Below are 19,117 nucleotides of genomic sequence, written 5' to 3' on the forward strand. Positions count from 1 at the left end.
CGCCCTCCGAAATGCCTGACCAGAGTAGTCCCATGTCCGATCGTAGTGCTCGTCTGCAAGCCCTTCACCAAGCCCTCAAGGAACGCATCCTGATCCTCGACGGTGGCATGGGCACGATGATCCAGAGCTACAAGCTTGAGGAAAACGACTACCGGGGCAAACGCTTCGCCGACTGGCCGAGCGACGTCAAGGGCAACAACGACCTGCTGGTGATCACCCGTCCGGACGTGATCGGCGGCATCGAAAAGGCCTACCTGGACGCCGGTGCCGACATTCTGGAAACCAACACCTTCAACGCCACGCGCATCTCCATGGCCGATTACGGCATGGAAGAACTGGCCTACGAATTAAACGTAGAAGGCGCGCGACTGGCGCGCAAGATCGCCGACGCCAAGACCCTGGAAAACCCCGCCAAGCCGCGCTTTGTCGCCGGCGTGCTTGGCCCGACCAGCCGTACCTGCTCGCTGTCGCCGGACGTGAACAACCCCGGCTACCGCAACGTGACCTTTGACGAGCTGGTGGAAAACTACACCGAAGCCACCAAAGGCCTGATCGAAGGCGGCGCCGACCTGATCCTGATCGAAACCATTTTCGACACCCTCAACGCCAAGGCCGCGATCTTCGCGGTGCAAGGCGTGTTCGAAGAACTGAACGTCGAACTGCCGATCATGATCTCCGGCACCATCACCGACGCCTCCGGCCGTACCCTGTCGGGCCAGACCACCGAAGCGTTCTGGAACTCCGTCAGCCACGCCAAGCCACTGTCCGTGGGCCTCAACTGCGCGCTGGGCGCCAGTGAACTGCGTCCGTACCTGGAAGAGTTGTCGAACAAGGCCAATACCCACGTTTCCGCGCACCCGAACGCCGGCCTGCCCAACGAATTCGGCGAATACGACGAGTTACCGTCGCAAACCGCCAAGGTCATCGAAGAGTTCGCCCAGAGCGGCTTCCTCAACATCGTCGGCGGCTGCTGCGGTACCACGCCAGGCCACATTGAAGCCATCGCCAAGGCCGTGGCCGGCTACGCACCGCGCCCGATTCCGGACATTCCCAAGGCGTGCCGCCTGTCGGGCCTGGAGCCGTTCACCATTGATCGCAGCTCGTTGTTCGTCAACGTCGGCGAGCGCACCAACATCACCGGCTCTGCACGTTTTGCCCGCCTGATCCGTGAAGACAACTACACCGAAGCCCTGGAAGTCGCCCTGCAGCAGGTGGAAGCCGGCGCGCAGGTGATCGACATCAACATGGACGAGGGCATGCTCGATTCGAAGAAGGCCATGGTGACCTTCCTCAACCTGATTGCCGGCGAGCCGGACATCTCTCGCGTACCGATCATGATCGACTCCTCCAAGTGGGAAGTGATCGAAGCCGGCCTCAAGTGCATCCAGGGCAAGGGCATCGTCAACTCCATCAGCATGAAGGAAGGCGTCGAGCAGTTCATTCACCACGCCAAGCTGTGCAAGCGTTATGGCGCCGCCGTGGTGGTAATGGCCTTCGACGAAGCCGGCCAGGCCGATACCGAAGCGCGCAAGAAAGAAATCTGCAAACGCTCCTACGACATCCTCGTCAATGAAGTCGGCTTCCCGCCGGAAGACATCATTTTCGACCCGAACATCTTCGCGGTCGCCACCGGTATCGAGGAGCACAACAACTACGCCGTCGACTTCATCAATGCCTGTGCCTACATCCGCGACGAGCTGCCGTACGCGCTGACCTCGGGCGGCGTGTCCAACGTGTCGTTCTCGTTCCGTGGCAACAACCCGGTGCGTGAGGCGATTCACTCGGTGTTTTTGCTGTATGCGATCCGCAATGGCCTGAGCATGGGTATCGTCAACGCCGGCCAGCTGGAGATCTACGACCAGATCCCGGCCGAGCTGCGCGATGCGGTGGAAGACGTGGTGCTCAACCGCACGCCGGAAGGCACTGACGCCCTGCTGGCCATCGCCGACAAGTACAAGGGCGACGGCAGCGTCAAAGAAGCCGAGACCGAAGAATGGCGTGGCTGGGACGTCAACAAGCGCCTGGAACACGCGCTGGTCAAAGGCATCACCACGCACATCGTTGAAGACACCGAAGAATCGCGCCAGTCGTTCGCGCGCCCGATCGAAGTGATCGAAGGCCCGCTGATGTCCGGCATGAACATCGTCGGTGACCTGTTCGGCGCCGGCAAAATGTTCCTGCCCCAGGTGGTGAAGTCCGCCCGGGTGATGAAGCAGGCCGTGGCCCACTTGATTCCGTTTATCGAGCTGGAAAAAGGCGACAAGCCGGAAGCCAAGGGCAAGATCCTGATGGCCACGGTAAAAGGTGACGTACACGACATCGGCAAGAACATCGTCGGCGTGGTGCTCGGTTGCAACGGCTACGACATTGTCGACTTGGGCGTGATGGTGCCGGCGGAGAAGATCCTGCAGGTGGCCAAGGAACAGAAGTGCGACATCATTGGCCTGTCCGGCCTGATCACGCCGTCGCTGGATGAGATGGTGCACGTGGCCCGCGAGATGCAGCGCCAGGACTTCCACCTGCCGCTGATGATCGGTGGCGCCACCACCTCCAAGGCGCACACGGCGGTGAAGATCGAGCCCAAGTACAGCAACGACGCGGTGATCTACGTCACCGACGCCTCGCGCGCAGTGGGCGTGGCCACGCAATTGCTGTCCAAGGAGCTGAAGGCCGGCTTCGTCGAGAAAACCCGCCTGGAATACATCGACGTGCGCGAGCGTACGTCCAACCGCAGCGCCCGCACCGAGCGCCTGAGCTACCCGGCCGCGATTGCCAAGAAGCCGCAGTTCGACTGGAGCACCTACACCCCGGTCAAGCCGACTTTCACCGGCGCCAAGGTGCTGGACAATATCGACCTCAAGGTGCTGGCCGAGTACATCGACTGGACGCCGTTCTTTATCTCCTGGGACCTGGCCGGCAAGTTCCCGCGCATCCTCGAAGACGAAGTGGTCGGTGAAGCGGCCACCGCGCTCTACGCCGATGCCCAGGAAATGCTCAAGAAGCTGATCGACGAAAAACTCATCAGCGCCCGCGCGGTGTTCGGTTTCTGGCCGACCAACCAGGTGCAGGACGATGACCTGGAAGTCTACGGCGACGATGGCCAGCCGATTGCCAAGCTGCATCACCTGCGCCAGCAGATCATCAAGACCGACGGCAAGCCGAACTTCTCCCTGGCCGACTTCGTGGCGCCAAAAGACAGCGGCGTGACCGACTACATCGGTGGCTTTATCACCACCGCCGGTATCGGCGCCGAAGAAGTCGCCAAGGCTTACCAGGACGCCGGCGACGACTACAACTCGATCATGGTCAAGGCCCTGGCCGACCGCCTCGCCGAAGCCTGCGCCGAGTGGCTGCACCAGCAAGTGCGTAAAGAGCACTGGGGTTACGCCAAGGACGAGCAACTGGACAACGAGGCGCTGATCAAGGAGCAATACAGCGGCATCCGCCCGGCTCCCGGCTACCCGGCGTGCCCTGATCACACCGAGAAGGCCCAGCTGTTCCAATTGCTGGACCCCCAGGCGCGCGAAATGCACGCCGGGCGCAGCGGCGTGTTCCTCACCGAGCACTACGCGATGTTCCCGGCGGCGGCCGTCAGTGGCTGGTACTTCGCCCATCCGCAGGCGCAGTACTTTGCCGTGGGCAAGGTCGACAAGGATCAGGTCGCGAGCTACACCGCGCGCAAAGGCCAGGACCTGGCCGTGACCGAGCGCTGGCTGGCGCCGAACCTGGGTTACGACAACTGATCGGCTAATGGCCCAGCGCGGCGATCTCCCGCGCTGACAGCACGTTTATCAAGGCCTGGCGCTGCACCTTGTTGGCCTTCTGCAACGCCTCCATCTACTGCAGGTACGCCGAATTCATGTCGGGGTAGCGATCCTCCAGCGCAGAGGCGCTGTCTGCCAGCGTCTGCTGCAGCCGGGCGAACGCGTCCGGGTACTGCTGCTGCAGATAATCGACCCAGTACGCGCGCGCCGTCAGTTGCTCGATGAACAGCGGTGTCTGTTCGCGGGCCATGATCGTCGTATAGGCCGCCTCCAGGTCGACTGGCCGTACTCCGGAAAGACCTTCGTAAAGCATGCTTGCAGGTTGCCTGGGCAAGGCCAGGCGCCGGGCCAGGCCGATGCGGTAGGCCAGGCGTATTTCGGCCGGGTCGGTGCCCGGGTTTTCGCGGATCCGCACGCGCGCCACCGCCTCCAGCTGGTCAAGGCGGAATAACCCTCTGGACAGTTTCAGCAGGGCGCGCCCCTTGTCGGTGGGGTCGATGGCACGCAGGGCATTGAACTCATAAACTTCGACTTCCAGCGCGTTGAACAACAGCATGCGGCCATCCCCACAGGTCACCGCAAGCCTGGAAGCACGCGCGATGCCCATCAGCCGCTCGCACAAGGCCGCATCGCCGTAGGCCGCCTCCAGCACCTGCCAAACCCGTCCGGCCAGGTCGGCGCGGTCGAGTTCGAAGTCGCGGGTATTACGCAGTTGCGCCAGTATGTTGGAGAAATCACCGCTGTCGTCACGGGCGATCACCGTGTCCCATATCGCGTGTTTTTCCGAGTCGACGGACACGCCGTCAAACCAGCGTGCCTTTTGCACCGCTGCCGGCTCCAGCTCAGGGTGAACATCAGGTTGTTCGTCATCGGACTCGGCCCCGTACCCCGCCAGCTGATCGTCAATTTCCTCGGCACTGAAACCCAGCCCACGCTCGGTTTCGCGTTGATACTCGCGCAGGCGGATCAACGCTTCCTCAAGCAGCAGGTTGCCGGACAAATCGGTACCGGCCATCAAGGCAGCATGTTGCGGCTCAAATGCGTCGGCAGGGATCACAGCTATCGGGTAGTTGTTCCTGAGATCGAGGCGGGTCAGCGCGGGGGCTTGCAACGCGCCGGTGGGCCATTCGGACAACCGGTTGCGACTCAGATCCAGGCTTTGCAGGCGGTCAAGACCGGTGAGGTCAAACGTGCTCAGGGCGTTGCGCCCCAGGTCCAACACTTGCAGGCGCGGCAAGCCACGCAGTTGGCTCTGCAACGGCACGTTGGCCGCCAGCGCGTTGTCGTGGATACCCAGCTCGGTCAGGTCTGCCATCTGCGTTAGGGCCTCGGGCAGCGTGCCCATGCGGTTGCCGTTGAGCATCAGGCGGTTCAAGCGCGGGAAGGCGCGTAGAAAATCATTCGAGGCGGTGGTGAGCCGCACACCGCTCAGGTCCAGCGCCCGCACATGGTTGAAGGTAACCGGCAGCGCCGGCAGGTCGCCGAGGATCAGGCCGCTCAAGTCAAGCGCAGCGTCATTGGCGGGCGCCTGGATGCCTCGCACGTCGCTCAGCGTCTCCCGCCAGCAGGCCAGCAGCCGATCAGCGGCGCGCCGGCGATCGGTCGCGTTGACCCACTCGTTACGGTTGCGCACGGCGGGCCTGTCAATCCAGCCATTTAGCCGCTCGATCATCTGGGTGTGCTGCGCCTGCCACTGGCGCAACGCCGTTTCGATCTGCGTGGCACTCACGTCCTGCGCCAGCCATGTGTCGATTCGCTTGCCGGCCTGGGTGGCATCAAGCTGTGGATCAAGGCGTTGCAGGCGCTCGGCCGAGGTCAGTGACGCCTCGGTGTCTTTGGGCGCCAATGCCAACGGCATTATCAGGTCCGGGTGCTGCGACACTTCTACCGGGAAGAACATGGGATCGCCGCCGGTCATCCCGGCCGCCAGTACGTTGCGATCAATCCCGAACGGCCGGTCAAACATGCTCGCCATGGGTCTTCCGGCGCTGGTGCGGCGGGCAAAAGCCTGCGCCACGGCCAGCGCCGTCGGGCTCAAGCGGCAACCGCGCAGGCTGGTGCCGGCCAGCAACACATCGTGCCCGGCCAGCACCGCTTCGGGAATGCCGGTGACGGCACTGTGGCTGAGGTCGAGGAAACCCAGGCGCGGCAGGTTCAGCACGCCCTCGGGCCAGTCGACGATCGCGGTCTGCCCCAGGTTCAGCGACACCAGTTCTGTCAGCGACGTGACGCTCAGCCGGCCAACGCGATTCATCGACAAGTCCAGCCGTCGCAGTGCTTTGAGGCGGTTCAGCCGCGTCTGGGTGGGCGTGGTGATCGTCAGTTCGTTGCCACACAGACTCAGGTCGCTCAGGTGTTCCAGCGTCTCAAGGGCCTGAGGCAGCTCGGTCAGGCGGTTGTGACTCAGATCCAGTTCGCGCAACTGCACAAAACGGCCCACGAACCCATTCACCTGCGCCGCCGTGAGCTTTGCACCGGCCAGGATCAAACGCCGGATGTGCGGGAACAGCGTATTGCCCAGCGCCGGCAAATCGCCCGGCGCACCATATTCGCGCAAGTCCAATGTCTCTCTCATCGGCTCGCCACGGCCTCGCGACGGGCCCGCCACCGGTTCGCGGGTCGCGTACCGGGCAGCCAGCGCGTCACGCCAGCACACGCGCAGCCGGTCCGCCAGCGTCTGGCGATGGTGGGAGGGCATTTGCTCGCCCTCGACGCGCGCGCCATCGCGGCTTTGCCATTCAACCAGCGGCGCATCCCAGGCGCGATACGCCTCGTGCAGCGCCTCGACCTTATTCAGCAACGCACGGCCCGCCAGGCCGTCCTGATGGAACGCGGCGAGTGCACTGGCGGCGAAGGTCGGGACATGCGGCACCAGCGCTTCCAGGCGCTGTTCACAGTACTGCGCGACGATGTACGGTTCGTCCACCAGATGCGCCGGATTGCCCTGCACGTAGTCAAAGGCCTGTCGGAACGCCTGCGGTTCCAGGGCCTTCCAGTTCAACCTCAAGCGGCGCCACAAACGCTCATGCCCCGTGAACAGTTCGTCGGGCAGTGCGGCGATCTGCACGCCGGTCAGGTCGGCCGATTCAAGCCCCTCAAACGCCAGCAGACCTGCCGGCCATTCGCGCAGGTTGCCGGCCAGCCGCAACGTACGCAAACGCGGCAGCGCACGGTAATCCAGGGCCGGAAGGCTGCCGGTCAAGTGCAACTGCTCCAGCTGGTTCATGCCTTGAAGCGCCTGGGTCAATGCCGGCGAATACTCGCCGAAAAACGTCGGCAGCTCGAGCTTGAGCTCGGTAATGCCGGTGAGCCCCGCCAGCACGTCGGCGAATGCAGCCATGTTGGCTGAATCAATGCAAATATCGAGGGCTTCGAGCGCGCCAAACTGTTCGGAAAGTGCACCTGCGGCGAGCTGTGAACTGCTGATTCGCACCTTGCGCACATGGGAAAAATCGGCAGCCCAGGTCGGCAACGGCTCGGTGCCCAACAGATTGAGTTCGAACAACGGCGCCTGCCCGCGGTACACACCGTTTCTCCAGCCGGCGATGAGCCGCTCGGCAATATCGCGCCGGGTTGGCCAGTTGGCCCCCCGAGGATAGGCAGGCACGGCGCCTTCGACCCAGGTGTCCAATGCTGCGCGCAAGCCCTCGAACTCCCTGCGTCGGTTCTCCAACAGGTGGAACACCTGCTGATCGGAATCGCCGGCAAGCAGTCGACTCCTGACGAACTGCAACGCCTGCTGATCATCCAGATTGGGATAAATATCGCGCACCCTGGCAACCAACGGCTCGTCGGCAAACCCCACCGCATCACCGCTGGCCGCATAACCCGGTTGACCGGTCGGGCTTCGTACCCGGCGACCGGCGCCGGCCTTGAGCGGCTCGCGCTTGAGGATGCGCGACATGGCCTCGCGGTGGCTGCACGCGTAGTCCGCCACTTGCTTGCGCAACGCCTCAGCCGGCTCGCCCTGCAAAGACTCGCGCAGCGCATCAGGCAGCGCGTGCAGCAGCGACTCAAACAGATTGCGACCGTACCGGGGAAGGCTATTGAGTACCCTGCCCTCGGCATCCAGCAGCCGAAAACTTTCATCCGCCTTGATCAGGTAATAACGCGTTGCGGCCTGTTCTGCGCCGATGCTGTCCACCAGCGGCCCTTTGATGCCCAGGGGCCGTTCTTCGATGCGAATAGCCGTCGACCAACCGGGCAGTTGCTCAAGGCTGTGCAGCGCCAAGCGGTCACTGGCCGCAGAGGCCAGGTTTTCGCGGTACACGCCTGCCAGGGCGCGGCTCAGACTGCCCTGATGCAGGTGCACGCGAATGGCTTTGGCCAGGCGCAGAGACACCCGGCCACTGCTGCGCAGTTGGCTCAACTCAGCAGCGCTGGCACTGGCCAGTACCCGCTGCGCGGCTTCTGGCGAGAGTGACGTAAAACTGCGCTGCAGTGCGCGAGTGTCGGTGTCTGGCGGCGCCCGTCGGCTCTGGAGGCTGTCGAACAGCGCCTTCTTGCGGGCCTGCGCCTGATCGGCCAGACGCTCTCTGAACACCTGCACCTGGTCGGCGCCGGCCTGGATGTTTTCGCGGCCCAGCAAACGGCTGATTTGCTCGTCATTGAGGGCTGCCAGCACGTGCGCCGGCAATTGCCCGGTATCGACCTGCGCCTGGGTGATCTTGATCGTGGGCCTTGTGCTGCCCGGCGACGCTGCGCCAAACCGCTGGGAAGTGCCCCAGGGCTCGGGCCCGCTGAACACCTCCACCACCTCCTCGACCGGCCAGCCCGGCATGTCCACCGCCAGCGGCACCATGAACTGGCAGAGGCCCTCCACGCAGGCGCCTTCGCGGATTTGCCTGATCACCTCGTCCGCCTGGCGGTCTGCCTCGAACAGCCGGGCCATCTCCAACACCTCCGGCGGCGGCGCCTGTTGATCCATGTGCAGTTTGCGCAATTGATCATCACTGATCCCGCAGACGTCGGCGATCTGTTCCAGTTGCGCATCGGAAAATGGCTCCATGTGCAGCCCGCACCGGCGCAGCAATGTGCTGCGACGCCATGTCAACGGCCGCTCCAGCGTGTGCCGCCAGGCACCGTGCCCGTTGTGTTGCACAATCGGCTGATAGGCGTCGATGTCAGTCGGGTGCTTGATCCGCCATTGCTTGCGCACCGGGTCGAAGGTCTTTTCGTAAACATTGCCCTCCAGCGCAATGTAGGTTTTGCCTGCTACCGGGTATTGCCCCAACGCGTTGGGTTCAAGCCCCTTGAGCGAGACGCTGCTTTTGTAGGCCGCAAGGTCGGGATGCCACAAGCGCAGTTTGCCGAACGGCGTGACCACCCGGCTCATGCCGTTGACGAAGCGCGACGGCACAACCGGCGGCGCCCTGCCCGCCACGGCACCCAGCGCGGCCATGAACGCGACGTTCTGCATCACCGAGGCAAGATGCGCCCAGGCCTCGTCGCTGTCGCCAGCGTTCCAGGCTTCCACGCCTTGATAAACCTCATAGCCGATCTGTATGGCGGTGACGGCCATCATCACTTCGCCCAGGCCCGGCACCAAAAACGCCGCCACATTGAGGAGGTTCAAGCCCCATTCGGCCCAGTGCTTGAGGCGATTGACCCAGGCATCGTGATCGACTTGCGCGGTGGGCACCGCCAGCAACTTCGCGTTGGACCTGAGGCATGCAAGGTGCCGTTCGTACAGATGGCCGAACACCTCGACGTTGATGAAGGTCTCTTCGGGCCGCAGGTTGACGTTGTCGTTCCAGACTTCTTCGTACATCCCGTGGGCGTAGGCCGCAGGGTTGTAATTGGGCCCTGGGGGCAGCGGGTTCGGGTTCCAACGCGTGGTCTTCAATTGGCTTCTAAGCCGCCGAAGGAACATCTGCGCTTCATCCTGGGCCAAGAAGCCGGTAAAAAAACGCTGGTAATCCACCGAGCGCAGGTTGAGCGCCAACTGCGCGGTGAACGCCTTGAGCGATGCGTACTCCCTGACGGGGTTACGCGGATCGCCGGGGATCCACACGATGATTCGACTGTCGCCCACCTGGGGTTTGAGCAGCTCCGCCGCCGGCAGGAAAACGTCGATGAGCGTCACCACGCCCGGCAACGGCTTGCGCGCACTGGCGCCGATGATCAGCACCTCGCTCACCTGCACCCCCAACAGGTTCAACTGGCTGTAAGCCACCGGCTTGCCATCCAGGCTCGGTGCGGGATGGGCATCGAGTATCGCCAGCAACGTGGCGTAGGCCGTGGGGCTGAGAGTCGAGCGCAGGCGAGCGATGTGGGCTTGTACCCGCAGTGTGTCCTTGTTTGCCTCGATCATCTGCCGGCGCACCTGCGCCGCAGTGGCTGGCGTCTCAAACACGCCGCTCAGGTGTTGCTGGTACTGCTGACCCAGGTCCAGCTCACGGCACAGGCTGGCGAAATCTTCAGGCTTGATCGACAACTTGTCGCGCAGGCGGTAACGCCATTTCGCAAAGGGATAACGCTCGCTTTCATCGTACGCCAGGGTGTCCAGCGACCCCGCCGGGGCCAGCGCACTGGTTTCCTGCAACGCGGTTTCATCAAACCGTTCGCCGTCTTCGAAGTTGCGCAGCGCGGCTTGCAACAGCGACTGCTGTTCGACCCGGTTGGGCGCGTGCAGGTGGAACAGCGCGGTGGTGTTGACGTCGGGTGTTTGGCCGAATGTCTTGTGCAATGCCTCGGCCAGCAACGGCTCGGCAAACTCGGTGACGCCTTTGAAGTCTTTCAGCGTTGCTGCCAGGGCCTGGCTGGAGGCCTGGCGCCGGCGGCCGCTGTCGTCCAGGGCCTGGCGCAATGCTGGGCTGGCGGCGGCAAAGGCCTCGGGGTAGGCGCTCTTGAAGCGCTGCACCGGGTCGCGGGCGCGGTTGAGGGCCTCGATATCCGGCGCCGCCAGGTGTTTGATCCATCCGGGCAAACGGGTCTTGATGAAGGGAACATGAAGTGAAGGGGTAGGCATGCGTGCAGATTCCTGATGCGTCTTGAGGAAGCATCAGAAAATCACGCTGGCGGCCCCGCGAAGCGGTGCACTTTTATCGCCCGCTGCGGGGAATTGACTATGCTTGCTCAGGATCGACCGGATCCGCATGACGAGGGTTTTATGAACGACTCACCCAATAAGCCCCCTACTTTCTGGCAAATGCTGCACAGCGTGATGGCCGCAGCCTTCGGGGTGCAAAGCGGGAAGAACCGCGCGCGCGATTTTACTCACGGCAAGCCCAGCCACTTCGTGATCATGGGAATTGTGTTCACGGCAGTGTTTGCGCTGACCTTGTTCGCCATCGTCAAGCTGGTGCTGCACCTGGCAGGCGTTTGAGTGCGCTCAAGGCGTTAACAGCTGCAAGCCGAACGGGTAAACGTAACCGGCGGGTTTGCCCTGGGCCGACAATGCCTGGAAATTTACGCCGTAGACCTGCGCCGCGTTGATGTCCAGCAGACGCTGGGCAAGGTCCGGGCCGATCAACTCAAACAGATCGAGCCTGCGCTCATTCACGCCGTTCTGGCGGATATCCAGCCCCAGCGCATCGTCATGCAGCAGCACCATCGCCCAGCCGCCAAGGGTGAAGTGCCCCGCCACCAATGCGCTCAAGCGCCCATCGAGGCGGGCCCGCAATACCTCGGGCGAACTGTTGACGGCGCTGAACAGCACCTCCTTGCCCGGCGTACGCCCAGTGGCTTGCAGCGCCTCCATCGCGCCCAGCGCCATTTCATCATTGGCCGACCACACCAGCGCGGTTTGCGGATAACGTTTGAACAGTTGCGTGGCCTGGTCGAACGCGCGCTGGCGGCTCCACTCGCCGTACACCAGCTGGCGCAAACGCACGTAGGGAAAATCGACCAGAGCCCGCTGTAAACCCTGCTCGCGCAGCTGCGCCGCCGGCGTGGTCTTGGCCCCGGAAAACGCCAGCAGATCGAGGGTTTGGCCGGGTGCGACGGGGCCATGCTGACGCAGCAGCTCTTTGAGCATCAGGTAACCGGCATCCTCATCATTGGCGATAAGACTGCCGAGCCAGTTGGGATAGCTGTGTGCATTGAGCAATTGCACCTGGTCGCTGGTCAGGGCGTTATTCACGATCAGCAGCTTGACTGGGCTGCCCTGGGCCATGCGCAGAATCTGCGGGGCGACGTATCGCTCATTCACCAGCACCAGGTAATCAGGCCGCTCGCTGCCTTGCAGCGCTTCGCGGGCCTGTGCCAGGGTGTTACGCGGGTCGCGCTCGGAATAAAGCACGCGCAAATCCAGGCCGAGGTCCTTGGCAGCGGCCTGCATGAATTGCGCGTAGTTGACCCAGAAGGTTTCCGTGGACGTGCCAGGGTTGAGAAACACCACCGACGCGGCGTGGGCCGTGGCCCCGAACGTCGATCCCAGCAACCACACACACGTAATAAAAACCTTCAACATAGTTGTCAGAACCTTAAACGTTGACGGCCATGATAGTGGCAATACGACAGTCAATCGAGGTCCAATCAACGCTGGTTTATTGGTGGCTAACCCAGAACACGGCGGTTCCAACCACCAGGATTATCAGAAACAAAATCGCCCAGGCATCAACGGTACTGTCGGGTTTACGGGCTTTGGTCGAATTGCTCATTGCATCGCCTCTTATCGGTTTTATAGGTGATTGCACTCAAACACGCTCACAGTAAAGTTGATGATTGCCCGCATGACAAATGTGGGTATCGCGATAACCCTTCTCATTAGGCATTTTGGTTATTTGCATATACTCAAACATCACTTTTGCGCATAAACGCAAACTGGTATCGTGCGCCGGCTCCGTTGGGAGTGCGCGGCCGTGCGCGCAGATTTGCCGAGAACAGGACCTATATGTACGTATACGACGAATACGATCAGCGCATCATTGAGGACCGCGTCAAGCAGTTCCGTGATCAGACCCGACGCTACCTAGCAGGTGAACTGAGCGAAGAAGAGTTCCGCCCTCTGCGCCTGCAAAATGGCCTTTATGTTCAGCGCTTTGCGCCGATGCTGCGGGTTGCCGTGCCTTATGGCCAACTGACTTCCCGTCAGACACGCATGATGGCCAAGATTGCCCGCGACTTCGACAAAGGCTACGCCCACATCAGTACCCGCCAGAACGTACAGTTCAACTGGCCGGCGCTGGAGGACGTGCCGGACATCCTCGCCGAGCTGGCAACCGTGCAGATGCACGCCATTCAGACCAGCGGTAACTGCCTGCGCAACGTGACCACCGACCAATTCGCCGGTGTGGCGGCCGATGAGTTGATCGACCCGCGCCCGTGGTGTGAAATCGTGCGTCAGTGGACCACCTTCCACCCTGAGTTCGCCTACCTGCCGCGCAAGTTCAAGATCGCCATCAATGGCTCGACCTCGGACCGCGCCGCCATCGAAGTGCACGATATTGGCCTTGAGCCGGTGCACAACGCGGCCGGCGAGCTGGGTTTCCGCGTGCTGGTCGGTGGTGGCCTGGGCCGTACGCCGGTCGTTGGCGCGTTCATCAATGAATTCCTGCCCTGGCAAGACCTGTTGAGCTACCTCGACGCCATCCTGCGGGTCTACAACCGCTACGGCCGTCGTGACAACAAATACAAGGCCCGGATCAAGATCCTGGTCAAGGCGCTGACCCCTGAGGTATTCGCGCAGAAAGTCGACGCCGAAATGGAACACCTGCGCGGTGGCCAGACCACGCTGACCGAAGCCGAAGTACACCGCGTGGCCAAGCACTTCGTCGATCCTGAGTACAAGGCCCTGAGCAATCAGGACGCCGAGTTGGCTGCACTCGATCAGCAGCACCCAGGTTTCGCCCGCTGGCGCACCCGCAACACCCTGGCGCATAAAAAGCCGGGCTATGTCGCCGTGACCCTGTCGCTCAAACCCACCGGCGTTGCGCCGGGTGACATCACCGACAAGCAGCTGGACGCCGTTGCCGACCTGGCCGAGCGCTACAGCTTTGGCCAACTGCGCACCTCCCACGAGCAGAACATCATTCTCGCGGACGTCGAGCAAAGCCAGCTGTTCACCCTGTGGGGCGAGCTGCGCGAAGGCGGTTTCGCCACGCCGAACATCGGCTTGCTGACCGACATCATCTGCTGCCCGGGCGGCGATTTCTGCTCCCTGGCCAACGCCAAATCGATCCCGATTGCCGAATCGATCCAGCGCCGTTTCGACGACCTGGACTACCTGTTCGACATCGGCGAGCTGGACCTGAACATCTCCGGTTGCATGAACGCCTGTGGTCACCACCACGTCGGCCACATCGGCATCCTGGGCGTGGACAAGAAAGGCGAAGAATTCTACCAAGTGTCCCTGGGCGGCAGCGCCAGCCGCGATGCGAGCCTGGGCAAGATCCTCGGCCCGTCCTTCGCCCAGGAAGCCATGCCCGAGGTGATCGGCAAACTGATCGATGTGTACATCGAACAGCGCACCGAAGATGAGCGTTTCATCGACACCTACCAGCGCATCGGCATCGACCTGTTCAAGGAGCGCGTCTATGCAGCGAATCATTAAGAACAACGAAGTTCTCGACGAAACCTGGCACCTGCTGCCCAAGGACGCGAGCTTCGACGGCATTTCCAACTGCGACGATCTGATCGTGCCGTTGGCCCTGTGGCGCGAGCACGGCCATGCCCTCAAGGCCCGCGACGGCGGCCTGGGTGTGTGGCTGGACGCCGATGAAGAAGCCGAAGAGATCGGCGCCGACGTGGAGCACTTCCAAGTCATCGCCCTGAACTTCCCGGCCTTCACCGACGGGCGCAACTACTCCAACGCGCGCCTGCTGCGTGACCGCTACGGCTTCAAGGGCGAGCTGCGCGCGATTGGCGACGTGCTGCGCGACCAGCTGTTTTATCTGCACCGTTGCGGGTTCGACGCCTTCGCCTTGCGTGCCGACAAAGACCCGTACGAAGCGCTGGAAAGCCTCAAGGATTTCTCGGTGACGTACCAGGCAGCCACGGATGAGCCGTTGCCGCTGTTTCGTCGTCGCTAAGCGTTAGCCCATGAAAAAGCCCTGGCATGCCAGGGCTTTTTTATGTCCGCTCGGTACAGCAATGAGCGAGCCACGAGGATTGTGGGGGTTGCAATCGTGACTGCACATGCAATGTCAGCAACACCAAAGCACCACTGTGGGCGCACGATGACGCAATCTTCACACTAAAGGGTGAACATCCGCCGTGATCGAACTGTCCCCTATTGATCAGCAGTTTTTAACCTCACTGACGATTGGAGTTTTTCATGGCGAAAATCAACCTGGCCCAGCAATTGGCGACCACCCTTGAACAGGCGGGCATCAAGCGCATCTGGGGCCTGACCGGCGACAGCCTCAATGGCTTGACCGACGCCTTGCGCACCATGGACAGCATCGAATGGATGCACGTGCGCCACGAAGAGGTGGCCGCGTTCGCCGCCGGTGCCGAGGCCGCTGCCACCGGCGAATTGACGGTGTGCGCCGGCAGCTGCGGGCCGGGCAACCTGCACTTGATCAATGGCCTGTTCGACTGCCATCGCAACCACGTGCCGGTGCTGGCCATTGCTGCGCAAATCCCCTCCTCCGAAATCGGCTTGAACTACTTTCAGGAAACCCATCCCCAGGAGCTGTTCAAGGAGTGCAGCCACTTTATCGAGTTGGTGACCAACCCTGCGCAGATGCCCCAAGTGCTGCACCGCGCGATGCGCTCGGCGATTCTTAACCGTGGCGTAGCGGTGGTCGTCATTCCAGGCGACGTGTCGTTGCTGGAAGTGGAAAACCCCCTCAAGCCGTGGCCGGCCCTGCATGCGCCGCGCACCTTGCCGGCGGAACAGGACCTGCAACGCCTCAGCGAAATCCTGCAGAGCAGCGAGAAAGTCACCTTGCTGTGCGGCAGCGGTTGCGCCGGTGCCCATGACCAGGTCGTGGCCCTGGCCGATGCCCTTGGCGCACCGGTGGTGCACGCGTTGCGCGGCAAGGAGCATGTGGAATGGGACAACCCGTTTGACGTGGGCATGACCGGCCTGATCGGGTTCAGCTCGGGTTACCACGCCATGCTCAACTGCGACACGCTGATCATGCTCGGCACCGACTTTCCCTACCGCCAGTTCTACCCGACCGACGCAAAAATCATCCAGGTCGACCGTAATCCGCAGGCGCTCGGGCGTCGGGCCACGCTGGACCTGGGCATCGCCGCCGACGTCAGCGAAACCATCAACGCGCTGCTGCCACGCTTGACGCGCAAAACCGAGCGCAGCTTTCTCGAGACTTCGCTTAAGCATTACCAAAAAGCCCGCCAAGGCCTGGACGACCTGGCAGAACCCTCGAAGGCCGACCGGCCGATCCACCCACAGTACGTCGCACGCTTGCTCAGTGAGTTGGCGGACGACGATGCCATCTTCACGGCCGACGTCGGCTCGCCCACCGTGTGGGCCGCGCGCTACCTGAAGATGAACGGCAAGCGCCGCCTGATCGGCTCGTTCAATCACGGTTCGATGGCGAATGCGATGCCTCAGGCCATCGGCGCTCAGGCGGCCTTTCCCGGACGCCAAGTGATTTCGATGTCCGGCGACGGCGGTTTCGCCATGCTGATGGGCGATTTCATCTCGTTGGCGCAACTGAAACTGCCGGTAAAAGTCATCGTGTTCGATAACTCATCACTGGGTTTCGTCGCCATGGAAATGAAAGCCGCCGGCTACCTCGACACCGGCACCGAGCTGAAAAACCCGGACTTTGCGGCCATGTCCAACGCCATGGGCATCCTGGGCATCCGTGTGGAGCAATCCGAAGACCTCGAGCCGGCCCTGCGTCGCGCCCTGGCCCATGACGGCCCGGTGCTGGTGGACGTGGTCACGGCGACGCAGGAATTGGTCATGCCGCCGAGCATTAAGCTGGAACAGGCCAAGGGTTTCAGCCTGTACATGCTCAAGGCTGTGATGAGCGGGCGTGGCGACGAAGTGATCGAGCTGGCGCGCACCAACTGGTTGCGCTGAGCTTCAGTCGCGGGGTGTTTCAGTGGCGCCGGGCAGCGCCATAGCGGAGCACCACCTGGGTGACGACCTCGACCATGCGCGGGTCGGCATCCGGCGCGCTGAACAGGCGAAACTCGGCATCGGGCAATGCGGGCAACCCGTGCTCGGCGCCGAGGACCGCCAAGCCTGGGCCCACTTGGCTTTGCGCCATCGGGGCCACGGCAAAACCGGCCGATGCCGCGGCGTGCAACGCCGCATAGCTGGCGCACTGCATGGCCGTACGCTGAGCAATTCCAGCTTGAGCAAGCCGTGACAGCGCCGCCTCGCGGTACGGACAGGGCTCGGGAAACAAGGCCAGTGGCAACGGCGTCGGCAATGCCGCCAGCGGTTGCACCGACCAGGCCCACACCAACGGTTCGCGCCATAACGCCAGGCCCGGCTCACTGGACTCGCACAACGAACCCACCACCACATCCAGCTCGCCTTGTTTCATCAAACTCAGCAACGAACCGGGGATGCCCACCTGCACGCTGATATGCAGGCCAGGGTACTGCGCGGCAACGTCCTGCAGCTCCCGCAGCAAACGCGCTTCGGCGAACTCCTCCGACACGCCTACGCGAAGGCTTCCTTCAAACGCCGAACGCGTCAGTTCTGCCCAGGCATCACGATGCAGCGCCAGGATGCCGCGCGCGTAGGCGATCAATCGCTGACCATCCGGCGTCAGCTGTTGGGAACGCGTGGTGCGCGTCAGCAGCGGTTTGCCGACCTGTTCTTCGAGGCGGCGCAAATGCCCGCTGACGGCCGATTGCGTCAGGTGCAGGCGCTCACCGGCGCGGCTGAAGCCGCCTTCGTCCACGACCGCGACGAAGGTCTTGAGCAGCAAGGCATCAAACATATTCTGATAGGTGATCAATAGACGAGGGAAATACGATTTATATTTCATCGAGCGCTATGTTGCAATGTTCAGGTCATCATTCCCGAGGCCTGTCATGACCACTCTTCTGCACATTGAATGCTCGCCGCGCAAACAGCGCTCTGCGTCGCTGGAAATCGCCCGACAATTCATCGCGCGTTATCAGCACAACGCCCCGGACACCCGCGTGGTGACGCTGGACCTTTGGGCTCTGGACCTGCCGGAGTTCGATGGTCCGATCATGGAGGCCAAATACGCCGGCCTCAGCGGCACAGCATTGACCGAGGAACAGGCGGCAGCCTGGGATGCGCTGAGATCGCTGGCGACCCAGCTGCATCAGGCCGACTTGCTGGTGTTCTCGGTGCCGCTGTGGAATTTCGCGCTGCCCTACAAGCTCAAGCACTTTATCGACGTGGTTTCGCAGAAGGGCGTGCTGTTCGAGTTCAGCCCGGAGCATGGCTTGCGCGGGTTGCTGCATGACAAAACGGCGGTGAATGTGTATGCGCGGGGCATGGATTTTTCAGCGCCTGACGCACAGGCGATGGACTTTCAGAAACCGTACATGGAGGCCTGGCTGGGGTTTATCGGCGTGACCGATGTGCACTCGCTGTACGTGGAAAAAACCATCTTGGGGCCGGAAGTGGATCAGGCGTCTCGCCAGGCAGCCACCGAGCAGGCCCTGGCGCTGGCAGACCGCCTCGCTTGACCACGGGGCGCCAGCTTGCCGGCGAAGGCGATGTGATTGGCAGCGCCAGGCGTGAGGGCCAATCGCCGGCAGGCAGGTTCCTACACAGGCAGATGCATCAGGCGGACTGCTTTTCTACCCACTTGCCGTAGGCGTCGATAAACGCCTGCAGGAACGGCCTGGTCTTTTCCGAGAGTTTTCCTGCGTCATCAAACACGCTGCCCGCGCCACCCAGGTACGCTTCCGGTTGCTGCATGCACGGCACATCAAGGAACACCAGCGACTGGCGCAGGTGATGGTTGGCGCCAAAGCCGCCAATCGCTCCGGGCGACACACTGATGACCGCCCCCGGCTTGCCGCCCCAGACACTTTGCCCGTAAGGACGAGACCCTACATCAATGGCATTCTTCAACGGTGCGGGCACGGAACGGTTGTATTCGGGCGTCACAAACAACACCGCGTCGGATGAGCGTACTTGCTGACGGAAACTACTGTAGGCTGCGGGCGGCGATGCTCCCTCGAGGTCTTCGTTGTAGAGCGGCAAATCGCCAATTTCCACAATGTTCAATTTGAGAGTGGCAGGGGCCAGATCGGCCAGGGCCAGGGCGACCTTGCGGTTGATCGAGTCTTTTCTCAAGCTGCCAACCAGGACGGCAATCGTGTAGACCTTGCTCATGGAGGTTTTCCCGACGTTTGACTAAGGAGCTTGCAGTTATAAAGTCTTCGCCGCAGGTTCACCAGAAGGTTTTGATAATTCCGCAGACGTTTGCCGAGCAGTGACTTGCGTAGGAAGACTCTGAAAACATCAGCGAATAGTATTTTTTTTCCATAGG

10 protein-coding genes are annotated in these 19,117 nt (G+C 62.3%); 6 read left to right on the forward strand and 4 right to left on the reverse strand.

The features are described from left to right. Positions 1-32 precede the first annotated feature (32 nt). Positions 33-3,743, forward strand: coding sequence for a methionine synthase (gene metH, locus L8K08_RS13285; RefSeq protein WP_242197613.1), 3,711 nt, complete (start codon positions 33-35; stop codon positions 3,741-3,743). A 94-nt stretch (positions 3,744-3,837) separates the two neighbouring features. Here the strand turns inward: metH and L8K08_RS13290 are convergent, their stop codons facing one another. Further along, entirely contained in the window at positions 3,838-10,734 is a 6,897-nt protein-coding gene (locus L8K08_RS13290) for a DUF6543 domain-containing protein (RefSeq protein WP_242197615.1), read from the reverse strand. A 141-nt stretch (positions 10,735-10,875) separates the two neighbouring features. Here L8K08_RS13290 and L8K08_RS13295 point away from each other — a divergent pair, with 141 nt between their 5' ends. Continuing rightward, positions 10,876-11,091, forward strand: coding sequence for a DUF2970 domain-containing protein (locus tag L8K08_RS13295; RefSeq protein ID WP_145165989.1), 216 nt, complete (start codon positions 10,876-10,878; stop codon positions 11,089-11,091). Between the two features lie 6 nt (positions 11,092-11,097). On the opposite strand, the gene L8K08_RS13300 is transcribed toward L8K08_RS13295, so the two are convergent. Next, entirely contained in the window at positions 11,098-12,177 is a 1,080-nt protein-coding gene (locus tag L8K08_RS13300) for an ABC transporter substrate-binding protein (protein ID WP_242197617.1), read from the reverse strand. A 423-nt stretch (positions 12,178-12,600) separates the two neighbouring features. Between L8K08_RS13300 and L8K08_RS13305 the strand changes: the two genes are divergently transcribed. From L8K08_RS13305 to poxB, 3 genes are all read left to right on the forward strand, one after another. Then, on the forward strand, positions 12,601-14,259 hold the full coding sequence (locus tag L8K08_RS13305; protein ID WP_017136919.1) for a nitrite/sulfite reductase: 1,659 nt from the start codon (positions 12,601-12,603) through the stop codon (positions 14,257-14,259). After that, entirely contained in the window at positions 14,243-14,737 is a 495-nt protein-coding gene (locus L8K08_RS13310; protein ID WP_145165977.1) for a DUF934 domain-containing protein, read from the forward strand. Before L8K08_RS13305 ends, L8K08_RS13310 begins: the two co-directional genes overlap by 17 nt. A gap of 245 nt (positions 14,738-14,982) precedes the next feature. Further along, a complete protein-coding gene (poxB, locus tag L8K08_RS13315) occupies positions 14,983-16,707 on the forward strand; it encodes a ubiquinone-dependent pyruvate dehydrogenase (protein ID WP_242197618.1) in 1,725 nt (574 codons plus the stop codon). A gap of 19 nt (positions 16,708-16,726) precedes the next feature. Here poxB and L8K08_RS13320 read toward each other — a convergent pair whose 3' ends face one another. Further along, on the reverse strand, positions 16,727-17,581 hold the full coding sequence (locus tag L8K08_RS13320; RefSeq protein WP_242197924.1) for a LysR substrate-binding domain-containing protein: 855 nt from the start codon (positions 17,579-17,581) through the stop codon (positions 16,727-16,729). 94 nt (positions 17,582-17,675) lie between these two features. Here L8K08_RS13320 and L8K08_RS13325 point away from each other — a divergent pair, with 94 nt between their 5' ends. Continuing rightward, the gene (locus tag L8K08_RS13325; RefSeq protein ID WP_242197620.1) at positions 17,676-18,305 is read left to right on the forward strand and encodes an NAD(P)H-dependent oxidoreductase; all 630 of its coding nucleotides are present in this window, start codon (positions 17,676-17,678) and stop codon (positions 18,303-18,305) included. A 97-nt stretch (positions 18,306-18,402) separates the two neighbouring features. On the opposite strand, the gene L8K08_RS13330 is transcribed toward L8K08_RS13325, so the two are convergent. Further along, the gene (locus tag L8K08_RS13330; protein WP_145165974.1) at positions 18,403-18,960 is read right to left on the reverse strand and encodes an NAD(P)H-dependent oxidoreductase; all 558 of its coding nucleotides are present in this window, start codon (positions 18,958-18,960) and stop codon (positions 18,403-18,405) included. Between the last annotated feature and the right edge of the window lie 157 nt (positions 18,961-19,117).

The sequence above is a fragment of the Pseudomonas sp. TREG-RG-20F-10-E-6-01 genome (assembly GCF_022662455.1).
Taxonomy (GTDB): Bacteria; Pseudomonadota; Gammaproteobacteria; order Pseudomonadales; family Pseudomonadaceae; genus Aquipseudomonas.

Excerpts from the sequence above, each read along its gene's own strand:
- L8K08_RS13325 (WP_242197620.1), top strand. The coding sequence starts at position 17,676 with ATGACCACTCTTCTGCACATTGAATGCTCGCCGCGCAAACAGCGCTCT.
- L8K08_RS13300 (WP_242197617.1), bottom strand. The coding sequence starts at position 12,177 with ATGTTGAAGGTTTTTATTACGTGTGTGTGGTTGCTGGGATCGACGTTC.
- metH (WP_242197613.1), top strand. The coding sequence starts at position 33 with ATGTCCGATCGTAGTGCTCGTCTGCAAGCCCTTCACCAAGCCCTCAAG.
- L8K08_RS13310 (WP_145165977.1), top strand. The coding sequence starts at position 14,243 with ATGCAGCGAATCATTAAGAACAACGAAGTTCTCGACGAAACCTGGCAC.
- L8K08_RS13305 (WP_017136919.1), top strand. The coding sequence starts at position 12,601 with ATGTACGTATACGACGAATACGATCAGCGCATCATTGAGGACCGCGTC.
- L8K08_RS13290 (WP_242197615.1), bottom strand. The coding sequence starts at position 10,734 with ATGCCTACCCCTTCACTTCATGTTCCCTTCATCAAGACCCGTTTGCCC.
- L8K08_RS13330 (WP_145165974.1), bottom strand. The coding sequence starts at position 18,960 with ATGAGCAAGGTCTACACGATTGCCGTCCTGGTTGGCAGCTTGAGAAAA.
- L8K08_RS13320 (WP_242197924.1), bottom strand. The coding sequence starts at position 17,581 with ATGTTTGATGCCTTGCTGCTCAAGACCTTCGTCGCGGTCGTGGACGAA.
- poxB (WP_242197618.1), top strand. The coding sequence starts at position 14,983 with ATGGCGAAAATCAACCTGGCCCAGCAATTGGCGACCACCCTTGAACAG.
- L8K08_RS13295 (WP_145165989.1), top strand. The coding sequence starts at position 10,876 with ATGAACGACTCACCCAATAAGCCCCCTACTTTCTGGCAAATGCTGCAC.